We start from the raw sequence: 12,456 nt of genomic DNA on the forward strand, positions 1-12,456 counted from the left end.
TGCCTATTTGGAGGCGGGGGCAATGGTTCTCGGCTTGCGTCTGAAAACCTGTCTAGGCAGCGCCTCGGTCGAGAGAGACCATAAGGAGTACATCACACCGCGCTGACGCAGCGCGCTCACCGCCGCCCCCACATGGCCGTGCTTGACAGCCTCGTATGCGTCGGCTGCGGCGATCGCTCCATGCATCAGCACACTCCCATGCCGATAGCAGGCCATCATGCAGGCGTAGCAGGGTTGCGTCTCGTCAGGCATGCGATCGAGGTCGAATACCGAACCCATGGGCGCCGACCACGCCTCGCAGCGCCAGATGTCGAGATTCCAGTCGATATAGAAGTACTTTCGCCCGCCGATGCACGGTACGCGCTGTTCTTCGCCGCGCACGAATCGCTCGACCTCGGCCAGCGCGCCGGCGGGATCGACCACGCGAAAATGACGCTTCATACCGGCAATCGCGTGCAATGCATCGACTATTTCATCCTTGTCGAGATCGACCAGCGTCGACGCTTCGTCGTAGACGAGCGATGTCGATCCGAACGGCTCGCGCCGCGGATAGGAAAACGCGACGGCGTCGAATCCGAGTCTCGCGAGCGTTTCCGGTAGCGCGTCATACCGGACCAGGCGGCTGACCGTGACCGTGGCACAGGTGGGAATACCGTGCGCGCGTGCGGCCGTAACGCCTTCGGTGATACGCCGCTCGAGCCCGTTCAGTCCGCGATTGAGTTCATGCTCGAGCATGCTGTGGCTGTCGATCGACACGAGCAGACGCTTGAGCCCCGCGCGCGCGAGCGCCTCGATATGCCGGGTGAGAAACCAGCCGTTGGAGATGAGGCTGCATACCATGCCGGCCTGCGTGGCCGATTCGACGAGTTCGACGATATGCGGATGCAAGAGCGGCTCGCCGCCCTGAAACGTGACGTACTTGATATGCCTTCGCCGCAATATCGGCAACGCGCGTGCAAACGCTTCGCGGTCCAGGTAGCGTCTTGGCCCCACGAGTTTCTTGTCGCGGGCAAAGCCGCAGAAGTCGCAAGCCGCGTTGCAGACGTTGGTGACCGAAATGTCGCAAATGGCCGGAAGCGCATTGCCTGGCACTGCAACACCGGGGGATGCCGATACGTTCATGTCAGCCTCGTCTTGTCCATCTCGTCTCGTCCGCCGTGTCTCTTCCCGATACGCCGGTCCGCCATCGGAAAGCATGGCGCCTTCCCTGTGCACGCCGGGCGAATTCGTTGCCGGACATGTCGCAAGCCTTGGCTCGCGCGATGTTTCGCATCGTAGCGCGATCTGTCGTTAGGTGTTCTGACCGGCGCACGCGCAAGGCGACGGCTTGTGGCGAGGACCGTTTACGGCAACTTGACGGTGGACTTACAGCCGGTGGCGCACGCCCGCGCCTCATGCGGCGTGCATGCCATTGCGTGCCGCTCGCATCGGCCCGAGGTGCGCCAGGGATTTCACCAAGTATTCGCGCGATGCCCGGCGTGCGACTCTATGTCCCATGCCATTCCCTATGGAGCCCGGCATGCAAACTGAGACGCTCAAGAAAGCAAGGGCCGCCGCTTTTCTGAATTGGTCGGCGCTGTGCCTGCTGATGTTGCCAGTTGCCTGCCTCTTGTGGGCGCTAGGGACGTATCCCCCGCAGGATGCGTGCTGGCTGTCCTTCTCCCTCGCCATCTATATCTGGCCTTTCGCCGGCGTCCTGTTTGTCGTTTCGGCAGGGCTCCATGTCGGCACCCGCGCTCGGCGACTTCAAAAAGACGCCGGGTTGCGCGAGGCGCATGGACACTAGTCGGCGCGCCGTCCAGCCGGGAAGTCCGCGGTAGCTGCTGGATAACTGCTGGATAGCTGCTGGAATCAACGCCCCCCTCGAAGAAGGGGGCGTTTGAGTTCAGCTTACGCTGCGCGACCGGCTATTACCCTTCTTCCGACCGCAAGACGATGCACAGGGTCGCGACCCGCCCTTCATCGTCCATTGCGGGAACGCCATGCGCCGACATTCCCGCATGCTGCGTGTCCTGCCCCGTTATGGCTAGTCACGATAGCCAGCCTGCCCCTGTGCGCCGTCTCGTCGTGGCGATGTGAAAGCCCGTCAAGCGCGCGACGGATGCCGCCAGCCATCTGCGTGATAACCTCTTCGGCCACGGGCCTGCCGCTAAAGTCCCGCTGCCGCGCAAGCGCCTCGCCCGGCAACGAACGTTGCGGCATGGCGGGCAATGCATCGGGAACGGCACATGAATTCGGGCAAATCAACCAGACTTACACTTGCGGAAAAGCGCGACCTCGAAGCCATGTCGACATTCCGGTACGACCTGCGCAAGTTCCTGCGGGCTTCCGAGGAAATCGCCAACGCGGCCGGCATCACGACGCTTCAATATCAGTTGCTGCTGCACGTATGCGGCTTTCCCGACCGGCAATGGGCGACCGTCGGCGAACTCGCCGAGCGGTTGCAGGCGGCACCGAACGGCACGGCGGCGCTCGTTTCGCGCTGCGAATCGGCGGGGCTCGTGACGCGCAAGCCCGATCCCGCCGACCGGCGCCAGGTGCAAGTGCATCTCACGCCGCGGGGCGAAAAGTTTCTGCTCGCACTCGCGGCCGAACACAAAGCGATTTATGGCGCATTTGGCTGGGTGTTCGAGGAAACTAACAGCTAACGCCCGCCCAACCAGGCAGGCGGCCTGCGCCGGCGGTCGATGCGGTTTATGTCACAATGTGCCTTAAATGGCATTTTCCCGGCGCCTCCATGCGATTTCTCAGATTCATCGACCGCCGCACGCTTCAACGCAGCCAACGGCGCTGGATGTACTTCGGCGTGTTCTGGCTCGGCGCAATCGCCACCGGGCTCGTGGCGGTCCTCTACGCCCGGCTCATCGACTACGGCTTCGACGTCTTTTTGCAGGCGACCGCCCACAACTGGTGGTTGCCGCTCCTCATCACGCCGGCGATCGCCGCGTTCAGCGTCTGGGCCACGCTCCATTGGTTTCCCGGGTCGGAAGGCAGTGGCATCCCGCAGGTCATTGCAACGCTGGACGACGTGCGCGAACTCGGACCACGCCTGCTCACGCTGCGCATCCTGATCGGCAAGATCGCCTTGTCGTTCCTCGCCATCCTCGGCGGATTCACGATCGGCCGCGAAGGACCGACGATCCATGTGGGCGCCGCGTTGATGTTCAGCCTGCGGCGCTTTTACCCATCGCGGCTGCGCAGCATTTACAGCGTCGGCCTCGAATACAAGCTCGCGCTCGCGGGCGCGGCCGCTGGCCTGTCCGCGGCGTTCAATGCGCCGCTCGCCGGCGTCGTCTTCGCGATCGAGGAGCTCACGCGCAGCTTCGAGGCAAGAACCAGTGGCGTCGTCATCACGGCGATCATCTTTGCAGGCGTCGTCTCGCTGGGGCTGCAAGGCAACTATGTCTACTTCGGCAGGATAGCCATCGCTGGCAAACTGCCTGATCTCCTCGCCGTCGCGGTCGTACTGGTCGGCCTGATCACGGGCCTTGCGGGCGGCGTGTTCTGCTGGCTTCTGCTCAACACCGGGCGATGGATGCCCCCACAGTTATTCGCACTCCGAAGGGAGCGTCCCGTGGCGTTCGGTGCGGTGTGCGGCTTGTTCATCGCCGTAATCGGCGTGGCGAGCGGCGGCCACCTGTTCGGCAGCGGCTATGCCGAAGCGCGCAACATGCTCGAAGGCCATTCGCACCTCGGCGCCGTCTATCCGGTGCTGAAAATGGCGTCGATGGTGGGCTCGTATCTGCCGGGCACGCCCGGCGGCATCTTTGCGCCGTCCCTCGCGATCGGGGCGGGCATTGGAAACGCTTTACACATGGTGTTCGGGCAGATGCAATTGCCGATGCTCATTGCGCTCGGCATGGTCGGCTATCTCGCCGCCGTCACGCAAAGCCCGATCACGGCCTTTGTCATCGTCATTGAAATGATCGACGGGCACGCGCTGGTGATTTCGCTGATGGCGACGGCGCTCGTGTCGAGCCAGATATCGAAGCTGTTCGCGCCGCCGCTTTACGAAGCCCTGGCGCACCGTTATTTGAAGCATTGACGCGCGCCAGCAGGCATTCATCAGTCAAATATCGCCTTTCCCAAAAAGCACCGCATGCTCGGGAGCGCGCGTCAGGCTCCGCGCCACCTTGCGCTCGCGATGTATGATTTCGGCGGGATCGCCCACCGGACATTGTGGAGTACGCCATGGGAAGCGAATGGAAACGCCGCTTCAGACTGTTCATCCAGCGTTTCTGGCAACCCACCAGCGCGTGCATGACCTGTATGCCGGGGAGCTGGGGCAACGTCATGAGCGTTGCCCACTGGGCGATCGCGTTCAAGACCGGGCTGCTCACCGGCGTGCTGGCCTTGCTGCTGACCTTCACGCCGGCGGCGAGGTGGTACGCGAATCGCTATGGCAACGCCCTGCTCGTCGGTTCCCTGACCGCGATAGGCGATGCCTACTCGCACACGAGCCACTATCGCTTTCATGCGCTCGAACACATCGCGACCGGTGTCATCTCGGGCCTGTTCGCGCTCGCTGCGTCCTACCTGTTCGAGGACCGCGCGCGCCGTATACGCACGGCATGGGTGCGCTTGTTCGGATAACCCGGCTCGCTCATCCGTTCATATACGTTCTCAGGCCTTTGGCCAGCGCAGCGAATGTCACCGCGCAGCGAGCGCTCCCGCGCAAATCTTCGTGCATGGCGACCCACGTGTCCAACGTCAGGGAAAAGGCTTTCGGCAGCACCTTAACCAGCTTCGAATCTCGCGCCGCCAGGGCCGCCTGGCACGCGCCAATACCGAATCCCGCGCGTATGGCACTCAATTGAGCGAGGTCGCTATCCGCCCGGAATGCGAAGTTCTCTCGCGTCAGCGCCTTGTTCTTTTTCTGGACGGAGCGAATGAATTCGGTTTCCACATCGAAGCCGATGAGCGCGTGGCGAGACAACTCGCTCATCGATTTCGGCACACCATGGCGGGCCAGATAGTTTTCGTGAGCGTGCAGACCGACTTCGATCCCACCGATGCGCTTCGCCACCAGCGCCTCCTGGACGGGACGAAACATGCGCACCGCAATGTCCGCTTCGCGCCGCAACAGATCGTCCGCCTTGTTCGACAGCACAAGTTCGATGGTCAGTTCCGGATGGTCGTTGCGCAGTGCGGCCAGTATCGGCGGCAGAACCTCGACGCCGACGATCTCGCTCGCCGTGAGCCGTACCGTGCCCCGGACGCCCGATCCATGACCGCTCGCCACCCGGCGCAACGCGGCAGTGGTCGCAGCAAGGCTCTCGGCATATGGCCTCAATTCATGGGCAGCGTCGGTCGGCGAAAACCCATCGAACGAGCGCGTAAAGAGCTTGAGCCCCAGCGCGGTTTCGAGGCTTTCGATGTGGCGTCCGATAGTCGGCTGCGTGAGACCGAGCGAGCGTCCTGCTGCCGACAGCGAGCCGGTCTCGACGACCCGCAGAAAACTTCGGTACCACTCCCAATTCGGTTCGTTTCCGGCCGTGACAGGCATCTTTCGAGCGTCATCCATCGTTTCTGGTCTCGTGGTTATCACCGGGTCTGCACTACCCGTGTATGGCTGGCAGGCGTCCAGTCCGACGCCATACATAAATGTATAGCCGCTCGCCTTCCTTAGGGGATTTTTTATTGGCCGTAAGCGGCGCAGAATGGCCTGCATGACACCTCACTCGCAAGGAGAACCCGCATGATCGCCGTCCCCCTGAATCCCCGGAACCGTGTCCTCGTGCTTGGCGCAAGCGGCGGGATTGGCGGCGAAGTGGCGCGCCAGTTGCGCGATGCCGGCTGGCAAGTCCGCGCGCTGCGGCGCGGCGGTGCGCCCGAGCCCGGCGCGAGTGCGGCTCTGGCGGCGAGCGGCATCGAATGGCTCGACGGCGATGTGCTCTCACGCGAAGCGGTGGTCCGCGCGGCACAGGGCTGCACGGTGATCGTGCATGCCGTCAACCCGCCCGGCTACCGGCGCTGGGCGCAAGTCGTGCTGCCCATGATCGACAACACCCTCGCCGCCGCAGCCGCCGTGGGCGCGACCGTCGTGCTGCCCGGCACGGTCTATAACTACGGGCCCGATGCGTTCCCGCTGCTGCGCGAGGATTCGCCGCAGCATCCGCTCACCCGCAAGGGTGCGATTCGGGTGGAACTCGAGCGGCGCATGCAGGCCGCGAGCGAACGTGGCGTGCACTCGATCGTCGTGCGCGCGGGCGACTTTTTCGGACCGCACGTGGGCAATAGCTGGTTGGCGCAAGGCCTCGTCAAGGCGGGCGCGCCGGTGCGGGTCGTGCGCCAGCCCAGCGCACGCGGCGTAGGCCATGCATGGTCGTACGTGCCCGACGTCGCGCGCACGATGCTCGAACTGATCGCGCGGCGCGACTCGCTGCCCGCGTTCGCGACGTTCCACATGGCCGGGCACTGGGACGCCGATGGCACGCAGATCGTCGATGCGATTTGCCGCGTGGCGAGGCGTCACGGATTAGAGCCGCAACGCAAGCCGTTTCCCTGGGCGATCGTGCGCGCCGTCTCGCCGTTTGTCACGACGCTGCGCGAAATGATGGAAATGCGCTACTTGTGGCGCGAGCCGTTGCAGCTCGACAATGCGCGGCTCGTGGCGACGCTCGGCCGCGAGCCCCATACGCCGCTTGACGAAGCCATGGAGGCGACGCTCATGGGTCTCGGATGTCTGCGCGCCGATGAACGCATGCCCAAGGTGGCGTGAGGGACGGGAATCGATACGTCAGGCGCATTCTATTCGGATGTCGAATCAAATGCGCCTGACGCAACGCAGGCGTCACCGCCCGGTCTCAATGCGAATGACTCGGCACATCCGAGCCGCGGCAGCCCACCAGGAAATCGAAGTCGCATCCCTCGTCCGCCTGCAGCACGTGCTCGACATAGAGCTTGCGATAGCCGCTGCGATCTGCCGCTATCGGCTGCTGTTTCGCGGCCCATTCGTCGAGCCTCGCGATGATCACCTCGTCGCTGATATCCACACGCAGCGTACCCTTTTCGCAGTCCAGCTCGATCCAGTCGCCGTCGCGCACGATCGCGAGCGGGCCACCCGCCCGCGCCTCGGGAGCGACATGCAGCACCACCGTGCCGTACGCCGTGCCGCTCATGCGTGCGTCCGACACACGCACCATGTCGGTCACCCCCTGCGCGAGCAGCTTGGGCGGCAGGCCCATGTTGCCCACCTCGGCCATGCCAGGATAACCCTTGGGTCCGCAGTTCTTCATGACCAGCACCGAATCGGGCTTGACGTCGAGATGGGGGTCGGCAATGCGGGCCTTGTAATCGTCGAAATTCTCGAACACGACGGCCGGTCCACGATGCCTGAGCAGCTTCTGCGTCGCCGCCGAAGGCTTCAACACCGCGCCGTTCGGCGCGAGATTGCCGCGCAGCACACAGAGCGCGCCGTCTTTTACGAGCGGATTGTCGAGCGGACGGATCACCTCGGCGTTGTGAATGGGCGCTTCGCGCACGTTCTCCCAGAGCGTCTTGCCGTTGGCGGTGAGCGCATCGGGATGCGGCAGCAGGTTCGCTTCGCCGAGGCGCCGCAGCACGGCCGGCAAGCCGCCCGCGTAATAAAACTCCTCCATCAAAAAGCGGCCCGACGGCTGCAGATCGACGATGGTGGGTGTGCCGCGCCCGATGCGCGTCCAGTCGTCGAGTTCGAGCGGCACGCCAATGCGCCCCGCGATCGCCTTCAGGTGTATCGCCGCATTGGTCGACCCGCCGATGGCCGCATTCGTGCGAATCGCGTTCTCGAACGCCGCGCGCGTGAGGAGCTTCGAGAGGCGCAAATCTTCGAGCGCCATTTCCACGATGCGCATGCCCGACATATGCGCGAGCACGTAGCGGCGTGCATCCACAGCGGGAATCGCCGCGTTGTGCGGCAGCGTGACGCCCAGCGCCTCGGCCATGCAGGCCATGGTCGAAGCCGTGCCCATGGTGTTGCACGTGCCCGCCGAGCGCGACATGCCCGACTCCGCCGACATGAACTCGTGCATCGAGATCTTGCCCGCCTTCACCTGCTCGCTCAGTTGCCACACAACCGTGCCCGAGCCGATGTCATGGCCTTCGTGCTTGCCGTTGAGCATCGGGCCGCCCGTCACGGCGATGGCCGGCACGTCGCAGCTCGCCGCCCCCATCAGCAGCGCGGGCGTGGTCTTGTCGCATCCCACCAGCAGCACCACGGCATCGACGGGGTTGCCTCTTATGGATTCCTCAACATCCATGGAAGCGAGGTTGCGCGTGAACATCGCCGTGGGCCGCAAGTTCGATTCCCCGTTCGAGAAAACCGGAAACTCGACCGGAAAGCCGCCCGCCTCGAATACGCCTCGCTTCACGTGTTCCGCGAGCTTGCGAAAATGCGCGTTGCATGGCGTCAATTCGGACCACGTATTGCAAATGCCGATAATCGGCTTGCCGACGAACTCGTGATCGGGAATCCCCTGATTCTTCATCCAGCTTCGGTACATGAAGCCGTTTTTGTCCACGGTGCCGAACCACGCGGCCGAGCGAAGCTTGGGCTTACGGGTGTTCATGGCTCTGCCCACTTAGTGAGAAAGACCTATAAATAGCATGACTATATGGTCGTAGCTTACCGGGAAAACGCTAATCGAAACCGTCGATGACGTTGCATATAGTTTGTCTATTGTGGTCAGCAGGGGCGGCCGACGGTGTACCGCAAGGATACCCGGAGGTCAGGGATGGCGCGATACTCTCGTGATTCTGTCCGGCCGTGATGGACGCGGGTGTAGCGCCATGGATTAAAGAAATACAACGCACAGAGCTACATCGGAGACACGCATGAAACTGGCAATTCGCATGGTGAGCGGGCTCGTCGCAGCGGCGGCCGCTTTTTCGTTGGCGGCGGGCGTCGCGCACGCCGAAGACAAGCAGATCACGTTAGGTTTTGCGCAGGTCGGCGCGGAAAGCGCCTGGCGCACGGCGAACACCGTGTCGGTCAAGGCGGCCGCCAAGGACGCCGGCATCAACCTCAAGTTCTCGGACGCCCAGCAAAAGCAGGAAAACCAGATCAAGGCGATCCGCTCGTATATCGCCCAGAAGGTGGACGTCATCGCGTTCTCGCCCGTGGTGGAATCGGGCTGGGAGCCGGTGCTCCAGGAAGCGAAGCGCGCGAAGATTCCTGTGATCCTCACGGACCGCAACATCGACGTGAAAGACCAGTCGCTCTACGTGACGATGATCGGTTCGGACTTCATGGAAGAAGGCCGCCGCGCGGGCAAGTGGCTCGAAGATCACTACAAGAGCAATCCGGGCCCGATCAATATCGTCGAGTTGCAGGGGACCGTTGGCTCCGCACCCGCCAACGACCGTCACTCGGGCCTCATCGAAGTGATCAAAAACGATCCGAAGTTCAAGATCATCGCGTCGCAAAGCGGCGACTTCACACTGGCCGGCGGCAAGCAGGTCATGGAAGCGTTCGCCAAGACGTATGGAAACAAGATCAACGTGGTCTACGCGCATAACGACGACATGGCGCTCGGCGCAATCCAGGCCATGGAAGAAGCGGGCATGAAGCCCGGCAAGGACATCAGCGTGGTCTCGTTCGATGCGACCAAGGGCGGCTTCGAGGCCATGATCGCCGGCAAGATGAATGTTGACGTCGAGTGCAGCCCGCTGCTCGGGCCGCAACTCATGAGCGCCGTGAAGGACGTCGTGGCGGGCAAGCAGTTGCCCAAGCGCATCGTGACGAACGAAACGGTATTCCCGATGGACGTGGCGGCGCAAGTGCTGCCGTCGCGCAAGTACTAAACTCGCTGCAAGCGGCGCGGCCTGCTTCGTAGCCCTTATCAAACGATAAGGACTTGCGATGCGCGCCGCGCGCTCTGGCCTTTTCCACGGTTGCCCATGAGCGTTTCCCCCATACTCGAAACCGTCGGTCTTACCCGAACCTTCCCCGGCGTGCGCGCGCTCGACCGGGTCGATTTTCGTCTGTTCCCCGGCGAGATCCACACGCTGATGGGCCAGAACGGCGCCGGCAAATCCACGCTCATCAACGTGCTGACCGGCGTGCACCAGCCCGAGGCCGGCGAGATACGCCTCGCGGGCGAGGCCGTGCATTTCCCGACTCCGCAGATGGCGGAGGCCGCCGGCATCCAGACGCTCTACCAGGAAGTCAATCTCTGCCCGAACCTCTCGGTCGCGGAGAACATCTTCGCGGGCCGCCAGCCGCGCAGGCGCGGCCTCGGCCTGATCGACTGGAAAGCAATCCATCGCCGCGCCGAAGCGGCGCTCGCGGAGCTGAACCTCTCGCTCGACGTCACGCAGTCGCTCGACACTTACCCTATCGCCATGCAGCAGATGGTGGCGATTGTGCGCGCCGTGTCGGTCGATGCGCGCATCCTCATTCTCGACGAGCCGACCTCCAGCCTCGACGAAGGCGAAGTCGCGCGCCTGTTCGAAGTGCTGCGCAAGCTCAAGGCGTCGGGCATCGCGATCCTGTTCGTCACGCACTTTCTGGAGCAGACCTACGCGATTTCCGATCGCATCACGGTGATGCGCAACGGCGAGCGCGAAGGCGAGTATCTCGCCGCCGATCTGCCGGTGCAGACCCTGGTCGCGAAGATGGTGGGCCTGCAGAACGCAGGCGAGCGGCTCACGCAGGCGGAAGCGTCGCACACCGTCACAGCTGGTTCGGATGCCGAACCGTATCTCGCCGCGCAAGGCGTGGCCCGGCGCGGCGTGCTCAATCCGCTCGATCTCGAGGTGCAGCCGGGCCAGATTCTCGGTCTCGCGGGTCTGCTCGGTTCGGGCCGCACGGAAACGGCCCGCCTGCTCTTCGGCGCCGATAAAGCCGACGCAGGCACGGTGCACATCAACGGCAAGCCCGTGAAGCTTGCTTCGCCGCGCGACGCGGTGCGTCACGGCATGGCCTACTGCCCCGAGGACCGCAAGAAGGAAGGCATCGTCGCCGATCTTTCGATACGCGAGAACATCGTGCTCGCGCTTCAGGCGCAACTGGGCTGGTGGCGCATGATCCGGCGTTCGCGCCAGCGCGAACTGGCCAACGACTATATCGAGCAACTCGGCATCAAGGCGCGCGACGCGGAGCAGCCCATCGGCCTGCTCTCGGGCGGCAACCAGCAGAAGGTGCTGCTCGCCCGCTGGCTCGCCACGAAGCCGCGCCTCCTGATACTCGACGAACCCACGCGCGGCATCGACGTGGCCGCCAAGTTCGAGATCATGGACCGCGTGCGCGCGCTCTGCGCGAAGGGCCTCGGCATTCTGTTCATTTCCTCGGAGATCAGCGAAGTGGTGCGCGTGAGCGACCGTATCGCCGTGCTGCGCGACCGGCGCAAGGTGGCCGAGCTCTCGGGCGCGGCGCGCTCGGAGCACGAGATCTACGACCTCATTGCCGGAGACCGTCGATGACGCGCCCCGCTCTCCCCGCCTGGCTTTCGCTCGTCATCCGCCATCCGCTCGTATGGCCCGCGGTGACGCTCATCGCCCTGTTCGTCGTGGACGTGGCGCATCGCGGCAACTTCCTCTCGATCACGATGCTGGGCGGCCACCTGTTCGGCGCGCCCATCGACATCCTCATGCGCGCCGCGCCGCTCGTCGTGGTCTCGCTCGGCATGACGCTCGTGATCGCCACGCGCGGCATCGACATTTCGGTGGGCGCCGTGGTGGCGATCGCGGGCGCGGCAGCCGCCACGGTGCTCGCCGCCGATCCTTCGCGCGTGGGCATGGCGTTCGGCGCGGCGCTCGCCGTGGGCTTGCTCGCGGGCATCTGGAACGGACTGCTCGTGGCCTTCGTCGGCATGCAGCCCATCATCGCCACGCTCATTCTCATGGTGGCGGGGCGCGGCGTGGCGCAGTTGCTCACGGGCGGCCAGATCATCCCGATCGGCGCGCCCGGCTATCTCTTCGCAGGCGGCGGCTATTTCGCGCTGGTGCCGTGCGCCGTGTGGATCGCGCTCGCCGTGACCGCGCTCACCGCGCTCATCGTGAACCGCACCGCGCTCGGCCTCTTCGTCCGCTCCATCGGTGTGAATCCGGTGGCCGCGCGCCTTGCGGGCCTCTCGTCGCAGGCCGTGGTGTTCGGCGCATACGCGTTCTGCGGCGTCACCGCCGCCATTGCGGGCATTCTCATCAGCTCGAACGTGCGCAGCGCGGACGGCAACAATGCGGGCCTGCTACTCGAACTCGATGCGATCCTCGCCGTGACGCTCGGCGGCACTTCGCTGCTGGGCGGGCGCTTCAGCCTGGCGGGCACGGTGCTCGGCGCGCTCATCATCCAGACGCTCACCTACACCACCTATTCGATCGGTGTGCCGCCCGAGGCCACGCTCGTCGTGAAGGCCGTGGTCGTGCTGCTCGTGTGCCTGATCCAGTCGCCCGCCGCGCGCACCTTCGCATTCCAGCAGCTCAAGCGTATTGCTCTCGCACGCCGTGCACGCGCGTGAGCCCCACAACGAACCCATA

General features: G+C 64.2%; 11 protein-coding genes. 8 read left to right on the forward strand and 3 right to left on the reverse strand.

Features of this window, described 5'->3' with window-relative positions; all coding sequences use genetic code 11:
* Positions 1 to 3 precede the first annotated feature (3 nt).
* Positions 4 to 1,122: a radical SAM protein gene (locus tag VSR34_RS11055; protein ID WP_051381304.1), complete on the reverse strand. Its 1,119-nt coding sequence runs from the start codon at positions 1,120 to 1,122 to the stop codon at positions 4 to 6.
* A 397-nt stretch (positions 1,123 to 1,519) separates the two neighbouring features.
* Between VSR34_RS11055 and VSR34_RS11060 the strand changes: the two genes are divergently transcribed.
* From VSR34_RS11060 to VSR34_RS11075, 4 genes are all read left to right on the forward strand, one after another.
* A complete protein-coding gene (locus VSR34_RS11060) occupies positions 1,520 to 1,786 on the forward strand; it encodes a hypothetical protein (protein ID WP_028230205.1) in 267 nt (88 codons plus the stop codon).
* Between the two features lie 442 nt (positions 1,787 to 2,228).
* On the forward strand, positions 2,229 to 2,648 hold the full coding sequence (locus VSR34_RS11065; protein ID WP_342962492.1) for a MarR family transcriptional regulator: 420 nt from the start codon (positions 2,229 to 2,231) through the stop codon (positions 2,646 to 2,648).
* An 89-nt stretch (positions 2,649 to 2,737) separates the two neighbouring features.
* The gene (locus VSR34_RS11070; RefSeq protein WP_342962493.1) at positions 2,738 to 4,045 is read left to right on the forward strand and encodes a chloride channel protein; all 1,308 of its coding nucleotides are present in this window, start codon (positions 2,738 to 2,740) and stop codon (positions 4,043 to 4,045) included.
* A gap of 146 nt (positions 4,046 to 4,191) precedes the next feature.
* Positions 4,192 to 4,593 (forward strand): hypothetical protein, encoded by a 402-nt coding sequence (locus VSR34_RS11075; protein WP_028211274.1) that lies wholly within the window; start codon positions 4,192 to 4,194, stop codon positions 4,591 to 4,593.
* 10 nt (positions 4,594 to 4,603) lie between these two features.
* On the opposite strand, the gene VSR34_RS11080 is transcribed toward VSR34_RS11075, so the two are convergent.
* The gene (locus VSR34_RS11080; RefSeq protein WP_342962513.1) at positions 4,604 to 5,506 is read right to left on the reverse strand and encodes a LysR family transcriptional regulator; all 903 of its coding nucleotides are present in this window, start codon (positions 5,504 to 5,506) and stop codon (positions 4,604 to 4,606) included.
* A gap of 192 nt (positions 5,507 to 5,698) precedes the next feature.
* Between VSR34_RS11080 and VSR34_RS11085 the strand changes: the two genes are divergently transcribed.
* A complete protein-coding gene (locus VSR34_RS11085; protein WP_342962494.1) occupies positions 5,699 to 6,721 on the forward strand; it encodes an NAD-dependent epimerase/dehydratase family protein in 1,023 nt (340 codons plus the stop codon).
* Positions 6,722 to 6,806: 85 nt separating this feature from the next.
* Here the strand turns inward: VSR34_RS11085 and VSR34_RS11090 are convergent, their stop codons facing one another.
* Positions 6,807 to 8,549, reverse strand: coding sequence for an IlvD/Edd family dehydratase (locus VSR34_RS11090; protein ID WP_028211271.1), 1,743 nt, complete (start codon positions 8,547 to 8,549; stop codon positions 6,807 to 6,809).
* Positions 8,550 to 8,814: 265 nt separating this feature from the next.
* On the opposite strand from VSR34_RS11090, the gene VSR34_RS11095 reads away from it, so the two are divergent.
* The 3 genes from VSR34_RS11095 to VSR34_RS11105 all read left to right on the forward strand — a co-directional run bounded on the left by VSR34_RS11095 (position 8,815) and on the right by VSR34_RS11105 (position 12,437).
* Positions 8,815 to 9,783: an ABC transporter substrate-binding protein gene (locus VSR34_RS11095; protein WP_028211270.1), complete on the forward strand. Its 969-nt coding sequence runs from the start codon at positions 8,815 to 8,817 to the stop codon at positions 9,781 to 9,783.
* A 96-nt stretch (positions 9,784 to 9,879) separates the two neighbouring features.
* Positions 9,880 to 11,403: a sugar ABC transporter ATP-binding protein gene (locus VSR34_RS11100; RefSeq protein ID WP_342962495.1), complete on the forward strand. Its 1,524-nt coding sequence runs from the start codon at positions 9,880 to 9,882 to the stop codon at positions 11,401 to 11,403.
* Positions 11,400 to 12,437, forward strand: coding sequence for an ABC transporter permease (locus VSR34_RS11105; RefSeq protein ID WP_342962496.1), 1,038 nt, complete (start codon positions 11,400 to 11,402; stop codon positions 12,435 to 12,437). Before VSR34_RS11100 ends, VSR34_RS11105 begins: the two co-directional genes overlap by 4 nt.
* Positions 12,438 to 12,456 lie beyond the last annotated feature (19 nt).

Source organism: Paraburkholderia sp. JHI2823 (assembly GCF_038900695.1).
GTDB classification, from domain to species: Bacteria; Pseudomonadota; Gammaproteobacteria; order Burkholderiales; family Burkholderiaceae; genus Paraburkholderia; species Paraburkholderia mimosarum.

Coding starts and splice junctions, on each gene's coding strand:
- VSR34_RS11055 (WP_051381304.1), bottom strand. CDS start 1,122: ATGAACGTATCGGCATCCCCCGGTGTTGCAGTGCCAGGCAATGCGCTT.
- VSR34_RS11060 (WP_028230205.1), top strand. CDS start 1,520: ATGCAAACTGAGACGCTCAAGAAAGCAAGGGCCGCCGCTTTTCTGAAT.
- VSR34_RS11065 (WP_342962492.1), top strand. CDS start 2,229: ATGAATTCGGGCAAATCAACCAGACTTACACTTGCGGAAAAGCGCGAC.
- VSR34_RS11070 (WP_342962493.1), top strand. CDS start 2,738: ATGCGATTTCTCAGATTCATCGACCGCCGCACGCTTCAACGCAGCCAA.
- VSR34_RS11075 (WP_028211274.1), top strand. CDS start 4,192: ATGGGAAGCGAATGGAAACGCCGCTTCAGACTGTTCATCCAGCGTTTC.
- VSR34_RS11080 (WP_342962513.1), bottom strand. CDS start 5,506: ATGCCTGTCACGGCCGGAAACGAACCGAATTGGGAGTGGTACCGAAGT.
- VSR34_RS11085 (WP_342962494.1), top strand. CDS start 5,699: ATGATCGCCGTCCCCCTGAATCCCCGGAACCGTGTCCTCGTGCTTGGC.
- VSR34_RS11090 (WP_028211271.1), bottom strand. CDS start 8,549: ATGAACACCCGTAAGCCCAAGCTTCGCTCGGCCGCGTGGTTCGGCACC.
- VSR34_RS11095 (WP_028211270.1), top strand. CDS start 8,815: ATGAAACTGGCAATTCGCATGGTGAGCGGGCTCGTCGCAGCGGCGGCC.
- VSR34_RS11100 (WP_342962495.1), top strand. CDS start 9,880: ATGAGCGTTTCCCCCATACTCGAAACCGTCGGTCTTACCCGAACCTTC.
- VSR34_RS11105 (WP_342962496.1), top strand. CDS start 11,400: ATGACGCGCCCCGCTCTCCCCGCCTGGCTTTCGCTCGTCATCCGCCAT.